The 21,473-nt window shown below is 49.4% G+C and carries 11 protein-coding genes; all 11 read right to left on the bottom strand.

The annotated features are described in order from the left end of the window. Positions 1-8: 8 nt before the first annotated feature. Positions 9-1,625 carry a RagB/SusD family nutrient uptake outer membrane protein gene (locus tag IEX60_RS01910; protein ID WP_188746808.1) on the bottom strand — a complete coding sequence of 539 codons (1,617 nt, stop codon included), beginning with the start codon at positions 1,623-1,625 and terminating at the stop codon, positions 9-11. Positions 1,626-1,647: 22 nt separating this feature from the next. Further along, positions 1,648-4,674 (bottom strand): SusC/RagA family TonB-linked outer membrane protein, encoded by a 3,027-nt coding sequence (locus tag IEX60_RS01905; protein ID WP_188746806.1) that lies wholly within the window; start codon positions 4,672-4,674, stop codon positions 1,648-1,650. 38 nt (positions 4,675-4,712) lie between these two features. Further along, positions 4,713-5,918 carry a fascin domain-containing protein gene (locus IEX60_RS01900; RefSeq protein ID WP_188746804.1) on the bottom strand — a complete coding sequence of 402 codons (1,206 nt, stop codon included), beginning with the start codon at positions 5,916-5,918 and terminating at the stop codon, positions 4,713-4,715. A gap of 32 nt (positions 5,919-5,950) precedes the next feature. Beyond that, positions 5,951-8,254: a GH92 family glycosyl hydrolase gene (locus tag IEX60_RS01895; protein ID WP_188746803.1), complete on the bottom strand. Its 2,304-nt coding sequence runs from the start codon at positions 8,252-8,254 to the stop codon at positions 5,951-5,953. A gap of 132 nt (positions 8,255-8,386) precedes the next feature. Further along, positions 8,387-10,132 (bottom strand): GxGYxYP domain-containing protein, encoded by a 1,746-nt coding sequence (locus IEX60_RS01890; protein ID WP_188746802.1) that lies wholly within the window; start codon positions 10,130-10,132, stop codon positions 8,387-8,389. A gap of 17 nt (positions 10,133-10,149) precedes the next feature. Beyond that, positions 10,150-12,063, bottom strand: coding sequence for a GxGYxYP domain-containing protein (locus IEX60_RS01885; protein ID WP_229717356.1), 1,914 nt, complete (start codon positions 12,061-12,063; stop codon positions 10,150-10,152). Between the two features lie 10 nt (positions 12,064-12,073). Continuing rightward, the gene (locus tag IEX60_RS01880) at positions 12,074-12,850 is read right to left on the bottom strand and encodes a DUF3823 domain-containing protein (RefSeq protein ID WP_229717355.1); all 777 of its coding nucleotides are present in this window, start codon (positions 12,848-12,850) and stop codon (positions 12,074-12,076) included. Between the two features lie 18 nt (positions 12,851-12,868). Beyond that, the gene (locus IEX60_RS01875) at positions 12,869-14,764 is read right to left on the bottom strand and encodes a RagB/SusD family nutrient uptake outer membrane protein (protein ID WP_188746801.1); all 1,896 of its coding nucleotides are present in this window, start codon (positions 14,762-14,764) and stop codon (positions 12,869-12,871) included. A gap of 11 nt (positions 14,765-14,775) precedes the next feature. Continuing rightward, positions 14,776-17,937, bottom strand: coding sequence for a SusC/RagA family TonB-linked outer membrane protein (locus IEX60_RS01870; protein ID WP_188746800.1), 3,162 nt, complete (start codon positions 17,935-17,937; stop codon positions 14,776-14,778). A gap of 35 nt (positions 17,938-17,972) precedes the next feature. Next, positions 17,973-19,229: a hypothetical protein gene (locus tag IEX60_RS01865; RefSeq protein WP_188746799.1), complete on the bottom strand. Its 1,257-nt coding sequence runs from the start codon at positions 19,227-19,229 to the stop codon at positions 17,973-17,975. 13 nt (positions 19,230-19,242) lie between these two features. Further along, positions 19,243-21,405, bottom strand: coding sequence for a GH92 family glycosyl hydrolase (locus IEX60_RS01860; RefSeq protein ID WP_188746798.1), 2,163 nt, complete (start codon positions 21,403-21,405; stop codon positions 19,243-19,245). Positions 21,406-21,473: the final 68 nt, after the last annotated feature.

Genomic DNA, 21,473 nt, shown 5'->3' with positions numbered 1-21,473 from the left:
CGTTTTGTTTACCAGCCCGCATTCTGTTCCAGATTTGAATTTTTATTTATCTCCGATTGGGGGATGGGGAAAAAATGTCTCCTATCATCAAATACCCGTGATCTGACCTGAACACGTTCATAGTTCAAGGCGTCGCCTACCCGTGTAATGCGCATTCCATGAATCGGCTTTCCGAACGTTTCAATACCAATTTTCCAACGTCGTACATCCCAAAAGCGGTTATCCTCAAACGCTAGCTCGATACGGCGTTCGTGCCGGATGCGTTCGCGCATTTCATCCTGAGTAAGGCCTTCCGGCAATTCGGGCATATTAGCCCGCGCACGGATGGCGTTGACTGCTGCATAGACATCGGCGTCGGGGCCGCTTGCTTCATTGCGGCTTTCGGCAAAATCCAGCATCACCGTGCCTAGGCGGAATAAAATCCAGGTGGCAGCCCGCCGTTGGGAACTGTTAACGACAAGCGATTCATCCAAAAACTTCTTTAAAAAATAACCGGTTTGGCTTCTCGTGTGCGTACCAATGGAGATGCCGTCCGCCCCACCAACGAACGATTCAATCGCACGGCCTTGCCACGGTGCACCGTTATACAGGATACTTGCATAGAACCGGGGATCCCTGTTCTCATAAGGTTTTGCCGGATCGTAGCCCGATAAAGGGTTGACCGACCCATCGGGATTCAACGGTGCCATACCATTGACCATTTCGTAGGCGTCAACCAGTTCCTGGGTAGGGGACGTACCGCTCCATCCGCCATAACCTGACGGACCATTCGCTGCCTCCATCGCGTTGGTGCTGGCACTTGCCATATAGGCATAGATCACTTCGGAGTTATTGTTTACCAAAAACAAGTTCTGGTAATTGTTATAAAGTTCGTAATTAAAATCGCTCCCGGTCAGGATGGCTTCAGCGGCATCCGCCGCATCCACCCAGCGCTGTACCTCGTTGGTGGGGTTATATAACGGACTCGCAAAAAACAACAATGCTTCCGCTTTCAATGCAAGTGCTGCCCCTTTCGTAGCCCGTCCCAATTGGCTGGACTCATGTGCTACCGGAAGCAGTTTGGCGGCCTCATCCGCCAGACCTGTGATGTACGAAGCACATTCACTTACCGTGTTGCGTGGCAGCGCCAGGTCATCGTTTACACTCAGTACCTGATCTACAATAATGAAGGGTCCGTAAAACTTAAACAATTGCTGATAGAAGAACGCTTTAAGAAACAAGGCTTCCCCCTTCATACGCTGTTTTATCGCTCCGTCGCCGGGTACATTATCGATATTTTTAAGGAATATGTTGGCTTTCCGGATTGCGGCATAGTAAATGCTCCAATAATCACCCAATGGATTGCCCGTTGGGCTCAGCGATCCGATGTTGAATTGATAGCCACCTGTCGTTAAATTTGCCGCATCTGCATCGTCTGTAGTCCCGGCCAACAGATAATTGGGCGTCCGGTTATAGAGACTTCCATACAATTCGGCATAAACGTTATTCAAAAATTTCTCGGTTACCAGGAGGTCTTCAAAGGCAGCAGCTTCCGTCATCTGGTCATTAGGCTGCCTGTCCAATATACTTTTTTCGCAGCCGGTTGCCAGCACAAGTAACAACAGGCAATTCAAAAATCTTTTCATGTTTATCATTTGTTAGTCGGCCTTAAAAATCAAGTGTAATACCACCGTTTATGACACGCTGTTGTGGATAGTTGTCATTTCCCGCCCATGCCGGCGCTTCGGGATCAACAATTTCAGCCTTGTCCCACGTAAACAGGTTATATGCATTAACATAGAACCGTACCTTTTGAATTTTGATGGTTTTCAAGGCAGAGGCCCCAAATGAATACCCCAGCTCAATATTCTTCAGGCGTACATAATTACGCGGACGCATCCAGAACGTAGATAGCCGGTGGTTATTGGGGTTATCTGTGCTGGATAGCCGCGGATACGTTGCCGTAGCGGCTGTTTCGGGTGTCCAGCGTTCGAGGTGCCATTCGTTAACTTTACCGGCCCCGCCTCCCCGGAACTCCCAGATCGGGAAGTTATCCATAAAGACGGACGAGTGGGAAGCTCCCTGAAATAACACACTGAAATCAAAACCACCGTACGAAACCCGGGATGACAATCCGAACATCAGCTCCGGTATTCCGGTGTTGTACCCGATGGGCATTTCATCGTTTGCATCAATGACGCCGTCGTTGTTGATATCTTTGTACTTAATATCACCCGGCCGCAGGGACTCCTGGGTCACGAAGGTATGCGGAGGGCTGTTTGCGATGTCTTCATACGACTCAAAAAAGCCGATAGCCACCAAACCGAAAGGCTGTCCCACACGCTGTCCTGTACGATATTGATAGTCAAACTCACGGTGCTCTTCATCCATGAACAGTACTTTGTTACGCGCAAACGTCAGGTTTCCGCTAACGCTGTAATTCACCTTTTTACTTGCTGGATTCCGATAGGTCAGTTCCATATCCAACCCCCGGTTCTGAACCACACCGATATTAACCGGTGGCAGGTCGCCTCCGGATCTGCCCACAATGGCAGATACCGTTCCCCGGGTAGTTAAAATATTATCGCGGCGTTCGTGAAAAGCATCTGCCGTTAGAAACAACTGATCGTCCCATAATCCCAATTCCAACCCGACGTTGAGTTTTCTCGCACGTTCCCACGTAATGTCTTCATTCGCCAACGGTCCTTCCGCTATCCCGCCGTAACCTACCTGACCGTTACCGAACCGATAACCTCCTGCTCCCTGAAAGGTTTGTTGATACAGGAATCTCCGGGCTCCCAACCGATCGTTCCCCACTTCACCATACGACGCCCTGAGCTTCAGGAAATTCACCGTCCCGGCATCCTTGTCGAAAAATCCCTCTTCCGAGATCACCCAGCCCGCGGAAACCGAAGGGAAAAATCCGAATCGGCTCCCTTTGGGAAACTGTTCCGATCCATTGTACCCAACGTTGATTTCTCCGAACAACCGGTCTTGATATGAATACGTAAACCGCCCTACATAGCCGACATATGAAAAGGGAATATTATAGCTATCGGCATGCTCTACCCGCCGGTTCTGATTATATAAGAACAGCCCCGAAACCAGGTGGTCACCGAATCGTCTGTTGTAATCGAGAGCAGCCTCAAAATTGACGGTACGGTTGTAAGCGTATCCCTTGCCTATTCCCAATTCGGTGTCGTTGCCAAATTGATTGTATCCGCCGTCTTCCCGCAACTGATAGACGGCATAGCCCCGGCTTGCGCTGATGTTGTAGTCAAACGCCCCGTCAAATGCGAAGGCGGCCCTGGCTGAAAGACCCTCTGTAACAAAGTTCAGTTTATGGCTCATGCGATACGTCCCTTGCAGGAAATTTCCGTAGTAGTCACGGTATCCGCCATAGGCAATAAGCCCCATGGGATTTTCCGGATTAAGCCCATCGCCAGCAAGCGACCCGTCCGCATTTGTGATCGGATAGGTAGGTGGGATGCGATTCAGAATGGTAAATATCAGCCACGTATCCCGGCCAGGGTAATTGCGGTTCTCCACACGGCCCGCCAAATCCAATCCCACCGTGAAATTTTTCGTGAGATCAATATCGATGTTAGATCGAAAATTATACCGATTGAATTTTGCATTGGAATCGTACTCATTCAACTTTGTAAAGTTATAGATGCCATCCTGTGTCAAAGCACTGGCGGAAACAAAATACCGCACTTTATCCCCTCCTCCGCTGATGTTTAGATTCGCCCGGGTCATGGGAGTATAGGGTTTTAGAAATTCCCCAAACCAGTCGGTATTCGGATAGAGATAGGGATCAGCACCGATCCGATAGTATTCCAGATCCTGGGCACTGAATTTTTCCGGCAGGTTATCATTCTTCAGCGCTTCATTGTATAAAAGCGCGTAATTATATGAATCGAGAAACTGGGGTAATCGGATGGGGCTTTGATACCCCAGTTCGGACGAAAAGGATATCTGGGGTCTTCCGGACTTTCCCCTCCGGGTAGTTACCAATATGACGCCATTTGCGCCCCTCACACCGTACACCGCCGTTGACGACGCATCTTTCAGAATACTGATGCTTTCTACTTCGTTAGGGTCTAATTGTGCGAAATCACGTCCCAAAACACCGTCGACCACAACCAATGGTGCTGCATTATTAAAGGTCGACACACCGCGGATGAATAACTGAGAAAGGTCGTTACCCGGCTCACCGCTGGGCTGAAAGGCCACCAAGCCCGGCAACCTACCTGCAAGCGCATTACTGAGGTTCGCCACAGGGCTTTGCCGCAACTCTTTCGTAGCTACTGAGGAAATCGCTCCCGTAAGGCTTACCTTCTTTTGTTCGCCATAGGCAACAACAACCACCTCATCCATAAAGGTATCTGCCCCTTCCAGTACCACATTGATCTGATTCCTTCCCGCGACCGGTACCTTCAAGGGCTGGTACCCTACAAATGTGAAAAGCAGCGTATCATTTTGGACAGTATGGATGCGGTATTGCCCATCCGTACCCGTAGCTGCCCTGCTGTTGGGATACAATAAGGGGGTTACCGATACACCCGATAGGGGTGTGCCGTCACTGGCCGAAACCGTACCGACGACCTCCACCTGTTCTTGTTGATTCTGGGCGCTGAATGCTGCTTTCTGAAACAGGAAAAGCAGAAAAAAAACACATAAAAATCGATTCATAATGCTATATATAATTTGGTATGATAGTTTTGCCTGTCTTAATCTCCCACGCCTGACAGGCAATAAATATCGTCGTGAGCGGGTTGGTTCTGGATGTTCGTATAATGTTCCCAAACACCCGATCCATTGTCATAGCCGACAATCCCGTATTTGGGGGCAAAGACGCCAACAGCAGGCCCGAGGTCATAGACGAAGTATTCCGATCCATCCCGGTAGTGTAGGTTGATGACCCAACGTGAACCCATATTTTCCTGCGAACCCACATTACTTAGATCGAGCACATAAGCTGTTGAGTTCGAACCATATTCACTAGGAGTCGCGACGCTTGTTTTCACGCAACTTGAAAGATTAAGTGTATAACGGTTGCGTGTCAGGGAGGGCGATACCGAAGCGACAGGCTCCAGGTATCTCACACAGCGCGGAATTGTCCATGCAGACGCCGGATTGTCTACTGGACTGTATTTGGGCTGCGTACCATACGATACCAACACTTCCCAATCTCCAATCCACATTAAGCTATACGGATTCCATACGGGATGTTCATTATTTGGATAACGGCTATCCGTACCAAACAATTCGAATTGCCACAAATACGTGCCGTTTCGCTTCTCGTCGGTATATTTAATCCAATCGGTTAGCGGACCTGCTCCCTGAAATTTGCTCTTCGTGGGAAAATTATCCGCGAAAGCGGTAACCGCCTGCCACATATCCACGACCTGTTTTACCTCAAACGTTTCCCACGTATTTATTGCATCAGCAAAGGCGCGGATCGGCATGTTAGGTATGTTTTCTACGTTCAAATATTTGTTGTTCGCTTTACATTTGAAAGCGAATCCGCCCCCTATCCCATCTTCTACCAGGAATTTTTCCCAGTCGCTGTCACAGGTACTTCCGCCATTGGCGTAAAGGTAGTGGCTACCGGTAGCAGCGGCTTGAAGAAACTGACCATTTTTTCGGGATATGAGTCCCACATAGCCTCCCCCGGCATCGGCGATATCATATACCTCATGCGTCCCCACGCCGTTTTTCAGTGCCTCAGCGCCGTTATAACTATTTAGAATACCCACATATTTTCCGGTGACCGTAAATCGAATTTTCACCGGTCCGTTTGGAAGCATCGCAAGCGTTGTTTCCAGACGGTCGGGCACATCGAGGCTGTCTGTATTCAACTCCAGCTCCGACTCCTGGCGCGAGCAACCGATCATGGCAACGCACCCCATTGCAAACAGTAACTTTTTCATCATTTGGTTTTTAATTGGTTATCTTAAACTGGCTTTTATTGTTCATCTTTGGACAATGAGAACGGAAAGTCCGCCTCATCTATACCCCGGTTTTTGTTCGGCTTGTCCGCCATGTTCAGCTCCAATGTAGCACCGTTGATCACATCCGAATGGCTGATCCAATTTTTCGTATAGGGCTTACCATTAAGTTTGGCACCGTGGATAAACCGGTTGGCAGCTTTATTTTCGGAAGCGCTGATAATCAAATGATTCCCATTTTCGAGCATCAAGGTCGCGGTTTCAAAAAGCGGCGAGCCGATCACGTATTGATCCATCGCAGGGCAAACGGGATAGAAGCCCAGCGCCGAAAACACATACCACGCGGACGTCTGTCCGTTGTCCTCGTCTCCGCAATATCCATCGGGGCCGGGATGATACAACCGGTCCATCACCTCCCTTACCCAATATTGGCTCTTCCAGGGCTGGCCCGCAAAGTTGTACAGGTACGTCATGTGCTGAATCGGTTGGTTGCCGTGGGCATATTGTCCCATGTTCATGACCTGCATCTCGCGTATTTCATGGATCACGATTCCGTAGTAGCTCTCGTCATACACCGGTGGCAGGGTGAATACCGAATCCAGCTTAGCCGTGAAATTATCCTTTCCGCCCATCAGATCGATTAACCCTTGGACATCATGAAAAACGGACCAGCTATAATGCCAACTGTTGCCTTCCGTAAAAGCGTCTCCCCATTTGAATGGATTGAATGGTGCTTGGAACTTACCATCCTTATTTTTTCCACGCATTAAACCTGAGGTCGGGTCAAACAGGTTTTTATAATTGTTGGCCCGTTTAGCAAACCGATCGATCTCGTTCGCGGGCCGACCCAATGCTTTCGCCAACCTATAAATTGCAAAATCGTCATAGGCATATTCCAACGTCCGTGCCGCGTTTTCATTGATACCTACGTCATAGGGCACATAGCCCAATTCGTTATAATAGTTCACTCCGCGGCGGCCCACCGAGGATAACGGCCCTTCATTTTCACTGTTCTTTAACAGGGCTTCATACAAGGTGTTGATATCAAATCCCCGGGCACCCTTCAGGTACGCTTCGGCCACGACGGAGGCCGAATTGGAGCCGATCATGCTTTCCCGGTGGCCAGGGCTCGCCCATTCGGGCAGCCAACCACTCTCTTTATAGGTGTTCACCAAGCCCTCCATGATCTGACCCGTCAGGCTGGGGTACATCAGGCTGAAAAAGGGGAACACGGCCCGGAAGGTATCCCAGAATCCATTGTCGGTAAAGAGATAACCCGGTAAAACCTGCCCGTTATACGGGCTGTAATGTATCCTGTTTCCATCGGCATCGTATTCGTAGAACTTACGTGGGTAAAGCAATACGCGGTACAGGCAGGAGTAAAATGTACGCAATTGCGCATCCGTGCCTCCTGTTACGGCAATGCGACCCAGCTCTTTGTTCCATATTGCTTCTCCCTTGGCCTTAATCGCGTCGAATCCATCGTCGCCAAGCTCGGCGAGGTTTTGTTCGGCCTGTTCGTGACTGATGAACGAAGAGGCGACACTTGCTTCTATTTTTTCTCCGCGTTTGGTTTGAAAAGCGATTACGCCGATGGCATGATTCCCGGTAAATTCCAACCCGGATTGTTTCTGGATGCTGTCATAGGTAGCCGCGTAGGTAAACGGTTTATCGAATGTCAAAACGAAATAATTCCTGAAATTTTCCGGTACCCCGCCACTGTTTTTCGTGGTATAACCGATCACCTTACGTTCTTCGGGAATGATCTGGATGAATGATCCATTGTCAAACGCATCGATGACGAGGTACGCACTATCCGTTTCGGGATACGTAAAACGGAATTTTGAGGCCCGTTCTGTGGGTGTCACTTCGGCGGTTACGTCGTGGTCGGCAAGGTAAACGCTGTAATAATGCGGTTTGACTACTTCCGCCTTATGTGAAAACCAACTGGCGCGCTCCTCCTCATCCACCTTCAGTGAACCTGTAACGGGCATCAATGAAAACTGGCCATAATCCCCGATCCATACACTGGCCTGATGGGTCTGCTTGATCCCCCGGATCTTATCTGCCGAATATTGATACAGCCACCCATTACCCATTTTCCCCGTTTGCGGCGACCAGAAATTCATTCCCCAGGGCAGGGCAATGACCGGATATTGGTTTCCGTTAGACAATTCGAACTTCGAGTCCGTTCCCATTAATGGATTTACCCAATCCACGGGATTCTGACTGGCAGCCGCCTGCGGCTGGGCAGGCGCGATGTGAAACACCACGAAAAAGGCGACGATGCACTTTACGAAAATGCAGATGTATGGTTTCATTCGAAAATAATTAAATTTTTAATGGCCTCATGGAACCTACATTTTATCGCCTTTTGTCAGGCGTTGACAGAGCAGGTTTCATGAATTTATAATTAGTCGTTATGATTCGCTTATTGATTTCACCTATTTTCCCTAACCTTTGGTAGATTTATATAAGTGGAAAAAATTATACGGATCAACCACTTCGATATCCAGTTCCGGTCTTAACTTCCGCAGTTCGTTTAACGCTGCGATCACCTGACTGGGGCTCGTCCACACGATACGGAAAAAATAGAATGTGGACTCGCTTCCCTTACTGGTGGCAGGTATTTCCATCGACATCTCTTTCGCTGTTTGCTGGGGCGTGGAGAAGTTACAAGCCGAATTGATCAACTCCATCACCGGCATTCCCTCCCAAACATGCGGTTCGGGTACTTTTCCACCGGTATCGTGAAAGTCAATTACAATCGTAGCGAACCCATCACCGGAAAACTGTGTAAATGCGTCCTTCACCGCATCAGTTGGTTCATCCCAATCCAATACCATGGGTGAGAGTGACATATCCAAGCGGTTGTAAAACCGCTTATTATGCTCGATAAACAGGGGAAGAGAAGCTGAATCGATCCGATTGGGGTTCATATAACCCGCAGCACTTGCATCGGCCGTAAAAAAGTCGTTGGCGCTCTTCGTGTTATAAAAATGCTGAATGACATCCGGATAGGTTTCAATCAAATTGGGATTAATACCCCATGCCAGCGGAATTTCACCTCGTGCAGGATCGTTCCAATGCTTGGGTAGAAAATCATAGAGCGGTGTAGCGGAATCGTAGTCCGCCATCAGGATGCAGAGGTACGTTTTCCCCGCTTCCGGCTCTTTCTGTTCAGGCCGCCCCTGCTTTAGCTCGCCCACCGGTGCCTGGGCATGGAGAGACTGATTGAAACATAGGTGGGCAACCGTATTCTGGTAGCAGTTATAGGGCGATATGAGGTAAACCGTTTCCCATTCCGTTGGTACCGGGTCGTGCTTGCTTTCGTATCCGGGAATGTTGCTGTACTTCGGAAACGAGAAAAAGCCGGCCACTTCGGTCATCTGCTCGCCTTTTGTCAGTTTCTGCACGGCTTCCAGCATCAATTGATAGGTTTCGAGGTCGGTCCCGAGCCGTTGGTCGGGGTCATCCAGCGGTGTCTCGTCGCCCCAAGGCGAAAGATCGTAGACAAAGGATTTGTTGCGGACCGGCCAATCCCGGGTGACGACATAGCTGACATCTCCTTTTTTTCGGGTCATATAGGCATCTTCATAGAGGCATAGCCAATGAGGGTCGCATCGGCCCGTTTCCAAAAATTCCCGGATGGCCCAACGGTAGGCATCATTTTTTTTACTTCCGGTTTCATTTCCGGTAAACATCCCCCTGAAATCTTTGATAATGGGTAATTTCCAGTTAGCCAAGTACAGGTCCGCCTGTTTGGGGCTCATGACGATTCCGTCTTCCAACCCCGCCAATGTAGTGGCTACATTCAGGGATGCCGGCACTTCCGGATCCCAGATGATGGCACCTTTGATCTGTTTGCCTGCCAGCGAAACCAACTCATCCAACGTAGCCACTGGCGTACGTTCCTTTTTTTCCAACCATTTACCCGATGCAGATAAAGTATCGAGCCAATATGCCGGCCGATCATACGTCTCGGAAAGCAAATAGAGCTGCGTCGCATCCCGATTCAATATTCCCTGAATACAAGCCACCGTCACCGCCTCATCATAGGCATCTGCCGTGGTATCTCCGCTTAATGTGTACGTATACAGTTTATTGGAACTGTCTGCCGGTTCACAGGATGCAACTAACATCCCATAGCACAGCATAAACAACGCGCACATCAACTGATTAAAATTCATAATCCTCATGCTAAACTCCCTTTTTATTAGTTGTCCGGCCACAGCCCTTTGGCTGCATCAGGCGTGTTTTCCAAGTACTTACGGTATAAGGCAAAAAAAGTAGGCCCATCCAAAAGCTCGATCGCTGGATTGCGTTTATGGATTTCATCCACTACCTGCACATACCAGGTCGGTGATTTCAGGATGTTGCGGAACCAGTGAAAACGCAGGGGGCGTTTGTCTACCCGGTTGACGATGATCTGTGCAGCGACTGCGGGATCTTCCTGATTCACATCCTCGTCCGAACGGAGTACGGGCATCTCACCGTGCAACAGCGTCAACGGCACTTTCTGCGGCACGATGCCATCCGGGCTGAATCGTTCGTATGCATCCAATCCCGCTTCATTCAAACCGGGCGCTTCCCCATCGATGACAAACCCCGTAATGGAAAGGCCCCATTGCTTGTAATAAGGGATATTATGTTCCGCCCACTGCCCGGTTGCGTCGGGCAAGCCGGATACGTCGCGTGGTACCTGCAGCATACCCGGCATCAGGTATCCCGCGCCGTTATCTGCCGCCGCAAAATAATCGTTTGCAGTTGCCGATAATCTCCGGTATTCCATGGCCATGGGCACACGCTGGGCAAGCACCGGGCTGATACACCACATCAGGGGTACCTTCCCCCGATTGGGATCGTCCCACAGTGTCGGGGTGGTCTGCGATAACCAGGAAGCCGCATCGTAGTCGCCCACGTAGAACACCAGGTATTCTTTTCCGTTTTCCACCAGCTTACCATCTGTGGTGAGGTAACCGCGCTCCACCAGCTCCGCATCGGTGACCTGCTGCTGTGGGTAACTGTCTTTTAACGGATAGTGTTGCCAAAACGACGCGTTGGCCAATGCGCCGTAGCCAATGGCATCCGCATCCTTAAACGCATTATAGGCACTGATGATCCGCGAATACTCCCATTCCGTGGGCACATCATCATGCTTTCCACCTGCATGCTGCGTGTACTTGAACGCCCATGGCGGGAATCCGCCGATATGGGTAAACGTATTTCCATTGTCATTTTGCTGATAAGCGAGCAGCAAGAACTCTTTCAGTGTTTCCAGGTCGGTACCCGGCCGTTGTTGGGGGTCGTCCGTAGCGGGTTCGTCCGCCCAGGGACTGAGGTCAAAGAAAAAGGCATTTTTACTGACAAAGTAGTCGTGGTTGGACAGCGTATGGTGATTGCGGTTTATCCGCTTCGGCTGGGTCATCCAATGCTGGTCGATGTAATAGGCACCAAATGCGGTGTTACATTTACCCTTTTTGAGGTAATGTTCGATAAACCATCGGTATGCATCATTCTTTGCTGAACCACTTGACTGCCGGGAGGTACCCGGTATCTGTCCAGAACCCGTGAAAAGCGACTTTCCATCTTTTTTCACCAGCCAGACTTTTACAGGTAACCGCGGCCCGGATGTTACCAACTGCTGATAGAGGCTTCCTTCATCGGAATCGTAGCGTACCGCAATCAGTCGGTCTGCACCCGCAACCGCAGATGCTACGTTACTGGTAGCAGGCACGGCCGGGTCATACACAACCACCCCCTCAATATCCGTTCTGAACGCCTTAACCAAGGAACGGATATCCGGATAGACTACCGTGTCTTTTCCCGCCAGCCACTGTCCCGCTGCACGGTATTTATCCCACCAATACCGATCGATGTCGTGTTTCCCGTTCTTAACAAAATACGTATATAACCGTGGAGACTTCCTGTTGACCAATCCCTGCAGTGTAGCCAATGTATGGGCATGATCCCAGGCCTGTTTCACCTCCTGGGGATCATCCCAGGTACCCTCCAGTGTATATGCCAGGTCGAATACAGCGATCGGATTGGACGACGCAGTGGTCTGTCCATATGACAAGCTGCATCCCATGAATCCGACGATAATCCCAACTATGGTAATGAAACGCATCGCAGTTAACTTAATCGACGGTTATCGCGACCGCGGGTGCATAGTTAAACTTTGCTTCCGGCACATTGATCAATGCACCAACCCTGAAGAAGTATTGGTTTCCGGATTTCAGTACTGCCCGGTTGTCTGCTGCGTCAATGACAAGGGTAAACGTCTCATCCTCGTCAACCGTTCTGCCTAATTGTACTTCTGCGGCTACGTCCCGTATGGGCTCCCCTACAATTGGCTCTGCATCGGCGTATAGCCCAATGCGGCTCACCACTTCGGGTACCGTTTGTTGCAATTTGAACGTCGCCACGATTTTGGTCCCTTCTTTTACAATCGAGGCTTCCTTCACGCGAATATAGGGCTGAACACGAAAATCCAGTTTCGTATCGCTTCCAATCTGTATTTCCTGCTCCTCTACCTGGACGAAATTCCGCAGCTCGGGTTGTATTGTATACGTATTGGCAAACAGCAGCGTATTGGCATAGGTACCGTCGTTTTTAACACGCAGGTATTGTGGCTGAACCGGGTCATAACCGTGTTCAATGAGTTTGATGGTCGTGCCCCGGATGATATCCTGCTGTACCAACTCGTTGGTTTCTGCATCAATGATATTTCCTGAAAGCTGCGCATTGGGCGCATCGTAGTTATCCAATTCGCAGGCACTGGCCAATACAGCCCATGCTACGATAGCCAACAACCGCTTCATTCGCACATAATTTGTTTTTAAATGCCTCATGGAACCTGTATTTTTACCGCCTTTTGCGATAGCCGCTAACATGGCAGGTTTTATCTGTCTCATCTTCATTTCAATTAATCGTTAGTACTGCGGATTTTGAACCAAACCATTAGCGCCGATTCCGGGAATGCTTACGTAGTAAAAATTCGTCGGGAATGTCAGTGGGTTTTCACGTGAAAGGTTCTTCCGGATAAAAATGTACTTTGCCGGACTAACCCGGAGATCCAGCACGGGCACCAAGGCCTTGCGGATGGTGTTATTGAATTTCTCGTGATAATCCCGTCTGCGGACCAGGTCCCAGTAGCGCTTATTTTCAAAGGCAAGTTCCACGCGGCGTTCACGCAGTACATTTTCTAGGTTCAATTCAATAGCTACCGTGTGCCCCGCACGTCGGCGGATGGCATTGATCGCATCTTTGGCAGCCGCTTGTGCACCATTGGCGGTATAATTGCTTTCCACCACTGCTTCGGCATAATTCAGCAGTATTTCCGCATAGCGGAATTCGATCCAATCCGTCGTTGAATAGGTAAGATTAGGCGGCACCGGATTGGGCGACAGAAATTTCTTGAAGCTGAATCCGGTACGTGTCATATTCCCCAGGTATACTTCAAATCCGGAATAGTTCGTCCAATCGGCAGCGCCATAGGTGTAGTAAGTCGCACCGTTTACCGTAATTTGATCTTTCGTCTCGATCTTCGGCGTACCGTCCGGTTGGATATAACCACCTTGGATAACAATGGTTTTACCTTTCCACTCTGTACCAGGCAATACCACCGTTGCCCACAACCGGGCATCCTTATCTTTAAAAATATCGTATGGAGTATCAAACCGCAGGTAGGTCTTATTGGCATTAAATCCGTTGTAATCCGTTACATTCCCATCCGTGGTCGTAACAATCGGCGTGCTGTGCCCCGGATTGCTGTAACTTTCATACAAGTCAACAAAATCAAGTGTCGGATTCATCCGCCCCGGGTGTGGCGCGCCATCGGATGTTTGGTTCGGATTGAACCAAAAATCATAGCTGTGCCCGGATGAACCTGGGTTGGTATATCCCTTGATAAAAATTACTTCGCCGGTAGCACCGTTCGGATTCTGGAAAAGCTCCATGTAATTGGCAGTGGCCTCTTCGGGAGAGGCAGGTGTCGGTTTGTGCAAGGAAAAACCGCCTTCGTCCATGATTTTACGCGACGCTTCAATACATATTTCGTAATAGTGATTGGCCAGCGATGATTCCAGTCCGACAAGGCCTTGGGATACAGCGGGCCCAGAGAGGGGTGCCTTCGACCAATATTTGGCCAACGAGGCAGCATGAAGTGCAGCGCGTGATTTCAAGGCATAAGCTACCCATTTTGTCGCCCTGCGGTTATCTTCTGTCCTTGAAGCCGGTAAAGATTCAATGGCTGCATCGCACTCCGCCAATACAAAGTCCCAGGTATCTTTTTCAGTACTTCTCGGCACTTTCAGACTCTCTACGTCGGGCGTATATTGCTGAACACTGGTAATCAACGGAACGCCACCGTAACGCTTCACCAACGCAAAATAGGTAAAAGCCCGAAGGAAATGTCCTTCACTCAATAACGTAGCCTTATCCGCATCACTTAGCGAAGACACCGTTGGTATGGTCTCCAGCAGGAGATTGATATCCCGGATCAGCTTATAGCCCGGGTCCCACCATTGATAATTGCCTCCGCCATCCAATAGGTGGCTGAATTCCGAATTTGCTGCATCGTCGGTCTGCGTAGCCGGGGCAATACCTCCGGTATTTTGGTTAGCTGTATTGAATCCCAGGCGTCCGAATGAAAAATCTTCGATGGGTAGCTGCCCGTATAAGTTGGCGAGGTACACCCTCACCCCTTCCGGCGTCGCAAACAGCGTTTCACCATCCAGTTTGTCCAACGGTCGTAGATCCAGCACATCCCTGCAACCGGAAAAGAAGATGACCGAAAGCAATAGTATATTAAAAATACGTGTTTTCATGTTTCTGCGGATTAAAAAGTCAAGTTAGCCCCTACGTTAAAACTCCTGCTCAATGGATAGACCCAACCGGTGTTCAGGGCACCTTCGATCTGCTCCGGATCGAATGCTTTTACAAATGGATCGGTTATGGTCCACAGGTTATACCCATTCACATAGATCCGTAGCCCCTGCAGCCCCACGCGTTGAAGCACCTGTTGGTTAATGGAATACCCAAGCTCCAAACTCTTCAGGCGAAGGTATGATGCATCCCGGCGCCAAACCGAGCTCTCGTTGTACATCGCTCCGATATCGGATATGCGACGCGTAGCCGGCCACTTACCGGGTATCCATTCGCTACTGGGATCATAAGGATCCGAAAGATGCCAACGGTCGTAGAAATAAGCCGGCAAATTGCCATCTCCCCAAAACGTTTCTGCATATGCATGGGTAAACCGCACGGAATAGTTACCCGATCCCTGCCATAGCATGTTTAGGTCAAACCCTTTCCAATTAGCGCCCAATGTCAACCCATAAAACATTTTTGGATTTCCACCCCAGGCAAGCGGCAGCACATCCTCACCATCAATTATTCCATCACCATTCACATCCCGGTATTGAAAGTCGCCGACCATTTCGCGGCTGTTACCCAGTTCTCCGTTTTGAATGGGCGCATACAGCAATTCCTCTTCAGACTGGAATTGCCCGATCATGTCATACATCCATACTACGTCGCTCCACCGGTTGGCCTGCCCGTTCCGCCACCTGTCCATGCTATTGACAAATGGCCCACGTTCTACATACACATTCATGGTGCGGGCAAAGTTGAAATTTCCGCTAACATTAAACCGGAAATCACCGATTGCCTTTGCGTATCCAAATGCAAACTCCAATCCACGTGTGCGATCGCTATTCAGGTTCTCCTGGGGTAAGGTTCCGCCGAATGTATTCGGCAACGAGACATTTCGGACCGCTAACAATCCGCTACGATCACGCTGATACACATCGAACTCCAAATTTAACTGACCGTCAAACAGGCCCAAATCGACACCGATATCCTTGATACTCGATTCAAACCAAGTAAGTTGCTCATTCACAATGCTCGGAGCAGCGACACCGGAAACGTAGCTGCCGTTTGAAAACTCGTAGCCACCTCCTCCGCTCGTGGTAAAACCGGGAAAATACTGAAACGGATCGCCTGCATCTTCACCCACCAATCCGTACGAGCCGCGCACCTTCAGGTTGGAAACAAAAGACACATTATCTTTGAAAAACGGTTCTTCCGAAATCCGCCATCCGGCTGAAACGACCGGGAACAGGCCCCAGCGCCTATCCGGGTGGTAACGATACGAGCCATCATACCGGGCCGCCGCCTCAAAGAGGTATTTGCCCATGTAATCATAGGTAAACCTACCAATGAATGACCGATTACCCCATTGGCTTTCCATGCCGCTGGTACGCTGATTGTTTTGATCGCCCATATCGATCTGATCGTTTGTAAAGTATTGGAACTCTCGGGAGAGCCCGGAAGACCGGGTCCAACCGTTCCGTTCTTCGTATACTACGGTAGCACCGATATTGTGGCTATCGGCCAACACCGTATTATAAATAACATGGGCTTGCAGACTGACCCTGTTCATATCCGAATACCCGTTACCCAATACGGTCGGATGCCGCAGCGTAACGGCATTGTACGCATCTGCAGCTTCGTCGTACGCATACAGCTTATAACTTTTGGTCAACGCTTTATTCAGATAACTGTTCCCATCGTAGGAGGCAAGCCCCTTCAATTGCAATCCTTCTACAAAGGGAACTTTGTAGGTAAGCGTTACGGCAGATTGAAACTGCTTATTCACGTCCTGCGTGTATCCTGAAATATTAGGATCCGAGATCGCCACTGGATTGGAGCTCTGTCCGTCGGTAATATGAGTGGGGTAATCGGTGTTGCCATTCAGGTAGGGTTTATTAGTCGGCAGTGCCGATATGGTACCGCGGATGATGTCAAAAATACTATAGCCAGCACCATCTTTCCGATCATACCGGCCGGATACTTCGACCGATGCAGTCAGGTTTTTGGTCACATCCGCAGTTAAATTTGTACGGAAAGTATAGCGATCGTAGTCAATCGCATTCGATTTCAGTAAGCCGTTGTCTCTTAAAAATCCAAAGCTGGAAAAATAGCTTATCTTTTCAGATCCCCCCTGTGCAGATAGGGTGTGTTGCTGCTGGCCGGCCCAGGGCTTCATGGTTTCGTCGTACCAGTTGGTACTTTCGTAACCAGGCAGTCCCTGTTGGTATTTTTCGAGTTCTTCCTTTGAAATATAAGGTGGGAGTCCCGCATTCACCGCCGCATCGTTCCGCATTTCCATCCATTGTGCCGCATTAGCAATTTCCGGCATATCTGTTGGCGACTGCATGCCAACCACCACATTATATTGGAACTGGGTTTTGCCTTTGTTCCCTTTTTTGGTAGTCACGATAATAACCCCATTTGCGGCATTTACGCCATAGATAGCAGCCGATGCATCTTTCAGCACGGAAATACTCGCTATGTCATCCGGGTTCAATCGTTGAAACTCGCTCCCACCGTCCCGTACGATACCATCGATCACATACAATGGCGAGCCGAACCCCCGGATGTTGATCATCGCATCAAAATCGCCGGGGCCACCTGTGTTCTGACGGATCTGCAGCCCCGGTACTTTCCCCTGCAACTTCTGTGCAAGGCTGGAGTGCGTGGTGGTCTGGATTTCCTCTGCCTGGATCGTGCTGATCGCGCCCGTCAGATTCGCCCGCTTTTGGGTTCCGTAACCTACTACGACGATTTCTTCGAGTTGTTGGTCCAGTGGCAACAATTCGACATCCACGCGGGTTCTTCCGTTTACTGCGATGCGTTGCTGGGCATAGCCTACGAACGAAAAAATCAGGGTATCGTTCGTGTTCACCAAAACCTGATAACTTCCCTTGTCATCCGTAGACACTCCCAGGCTGGGATTAGCGGCAGAAGATACCGATACACCCACCAAGGGTTCGCTTCCTGACCGCACCGTACCGACTACATTTACCTGTTCCTGTCTATAGGTTACCCCCTGTTCCGCAGCCGCCACCTGGTTTACCAGGAAAACGCTCCCCAATAGCATCAACATACATCTAATGGCCTGTTGAGCAATTAATTTCCATGCATTGTTCATATTCATTAGTATATAAATCCATCTTTGGTTTATCCGGCAGCCTAAAAGGTACCTGATAACACGTTATTCTTCTTGTCAAATGACGTTGCTACGGTTATAACCGCCTGATCTGAATTAACTTTAGCAATTGGATTATCCGCTATATAATTGGCCATCCGAGCCCCTGAAATCGAAATCGTCAGCTCACCCGCATCGCGCACCATTAGATATCCATATGACTTCCCCACCGTTGTCAGCGCCGGGTTATGGCCGGAAAATGCCTCCACATTGCTGAGTGATAAATGCCCACTCCCTTCCACCAGGATTGGATGGATAGACTGAATATCCTCGCCTGTATTGGCGATTATCGAACCCTGTGCCACCATCCAGTTCCGATTAAAGGTATTCGCTCCTAGTTTATGGATACCGATGGTTACGCAATCGAAGTTAAAGTTGGTCAGTTGACCATATGATTCGGCACCAAGCAGTATCCCTCCATAGGTGCCGAATGTAAATACATCGATCAGTTGCGCATTGTCCGTATGGTCTATCTGGTAGGCATACGTTTGGTTTCGGATCACCGCATCCACCATTGCTTTGCCATATGTGCGGTCAAAACTGCGCATGATTGCCGGATTTACGTGGCAGTCCAATATCCGGGGGATATCGTAGCAATAATCGATCGTAATGAACTGTCCGCTGAGTGGATAACCGTAACAATCCCTTATAAGCAACAGTTCACAATGTTTGTCGGCTGTCGCACGGAAGTCCATTGTTTCATATTCTCCGTAAAAGGTTAATGCCGATAGGGTCACACCCTCAACCCGGCCGGACCTATCTAATGTGATGGTAGGAGGATATACGTGAATCGCTTCCGCATCGGCGTGCGTCTGTTCGGGATACCAAAACTGAATGTTGGAAATCGCGGTTGCAGATTGCACCGAAATAAAGGGATGTTTATGATCCGTAATGCGAATTAAGCTGCCTACAGGAGCCATGCGTTCAGGGTGTTTGGAACCGCGGGGAGAAACCGGACTCCCTCCCCTCAGGAATACGTTTTCCTTCAGAACTACCCCCGATGCTATTTCATATCCGTCTGCCGAAGGTTCCAAAAACAGCGTTCCGCCGTTTTGGCTTGCTTCATCAATGGCTTTTTGCAAATGATCTCGATTGACAGCTCCCGAATTGGTAGAAAGTACACCGTAGGACTTGAGGTTAATCCAACCCTCCGAGTAACCGTAGCAAACAGAGCTTGCGGAAGCCACAACAAATAAAAGTACCGTTATCCTAAATAAACGACCAATTTTCATCGCATTCATTCTTGTACCCTGCTTATTTTGCTTGTTTATCGCCCATCTCCAATTCCAGCACCCCGCCTTCCATCAATTGTTCGTGCGTAAAAAACAGCTCTTTCAACTCTTTGCCATTGAGTGCAGCACGTTGCACATACACATGTTGCGGCGAATTACCTTTCGCAATCACCTTAAATTCCTTCCCATTCGGTAACTGGACGGCAACCTCCTCAAACGAAGGACTTCCGATCGTGTATACAGGCACACCGGGAGTCATCTGGAAAAACCCCATCATCGAAAATACCACCCATGCTGACATCGCACCACCATCCTCGTCTCCCGGCATACCAAACACATTGTCAGTAAACCAGGTATCGAGCAGCATGCGGATCCGCTTTTGCGTTTTCCACGGACTACCCAAATAATTGTAGAGGTAGGGGATGTGAAGGCTGGGTTCATTTCCCATGACAAACTGGCCCACCAATCCGGAAGCATCCGGCTGCACCGCCCAGAATTTCCATTTAGGAAGACCCAAATCGGCCCTGAACAGCTCATCCAATTTTGCTTCCGCCACTGTTTTGCCCCCCATCAATTGGAACAATCCTTCTAAATCATGTTTCACATGCCAATTGTAGGTATAGGCGTTCACTTCGGTAAAATATTCCCTGCCCGAGAGACTGGGGTCATAAGGTTCAATCCAGTTGCCATTGGCATCTTTCGGCCAGACGATACCTTTATCCTGCCTGAATACATGGTGATAAAACTGGGACCGCTTCAGGAATAACTCCTTTTCCTCTCCTTTTCCGGCAGGCTCCGCCAATTGCGCAATGCACCAATCGCTGAAGCTGTTCTCCAGCGTGACCGATACAGCCTGCCGTTTCTCCCAATTCGGGTCTACACGATCTACCGGTTCAGGTTGCCCCGGCGCCAGTGCCGGAAAATATCCGTGTTCGTTATAAAAGTCGTCCAGCTCGCTTGGCGGACCGTTTCGCCACGGCAACAGCGTGGCTTCAAGCGAATTTTTACGTAAGCCCTCATAAGCAGCTTTCACGTCAAAATCACGCAATCCCTTAGCCCAGGCATCGGCCATCCAAGCCGAGGCATGATTACCCACCATCGCGGGCCAATCGCCGAAAGTAACCGCAAATGAAGGCATCCAACCCGTCTGCCGATACATCTCGATGTAAGACCGGATCATGGCCTGATCCTTCTCTGGATCAAGGATCATGTTCAATGGATGAGAAGCAATGTAGGTATCCCAGATCCAGTTATCCACATAAAACGGTTCATCGGATTGATGTACCTGGTGGTCGTATGCGCTATAATACCGACCGTGTTCGTTGATGTCTACCATACGTTCATAGGTACGGTACAACGCTGTATAAAACACGCGCTTTTTAGCTTCGTCCCAACCACGTACCTGCACTTTCGACAACACCTTGTCCCAAGCCTGCTCGGCTTCCACTTTTACCGTCGCAAAGTCTTTTTGAGCGATCTCCTGTTCCAAATTTGCCTTCGCTTGTTCAGTGCTGATGTAGGAAATTCCGTATCGCAGATCGAGTTTGTTACCGGTCGCATTCACCGTCGCCAGCACATTTTTTCGGTTTTCCGGTCCCTGCTCTTCGATGTCTTGAAGGGTCCCATCGAACGAGGCGTAAAAAAACACCTTCATCCCGTTGTAATCCTCTTCACCCACCAGCGCGCTGTCGCCCTGTGCTTTAATAAATCCGGAGGCGTTGATGATTGAAAACCGCAACCGATGAGTAGTCGATCCATCCGCCCGCTCCATTTGGAAAACACCGCTCTTTGCCCCCGGAGCCACGGCCACCCGGTCATACGTGCGGGCATCTGACACCTCATAACTATAGGGATGTGCTTCCTGAGTATGGATGAGAATCGTTGACTGCCACGGATCGTCATCGCCGAACACCGGTAAAAAAGCAAAAGCAGAGCCGATACGGTGAGAAATGACCGTCAGGGGGAAGCCCCCTATCCGGTCATCCAATTCATCTTTCTTAAGCGGATATATCCGCACCATACTATTGGGGAGGTGCACAAGCGGGCGTGTCGGCTCCAAAATCAGTCCAACCCCTCCGATTGTAGGATCCACATAATTCAAGCCTCTCTTTCTCTCATTTGTCGAATTACTGCAAGCAGAAAAGAAAATTCCGACAATTAAGCAAATTGCGATATATCGTTGCATACTTGTATTTACAGGTTTGAAAAACTGGTTCTTTATAATATTCTATAGCAAATATAAGAATCAAACTT

Source organism: Parapedobacter defluvii, assembly GCF_014642075.1.
Taxonomy (GTDB): Bacteria; Bacteroidota; Bacteroidia; order Sphingobacteriales; family Sphingobacteriaceae; genus Parapedobacter; species Parapedobacter defluvii.
This window is presented reverse-complemented; position numbering and strand designations above follow the sequence as displayed.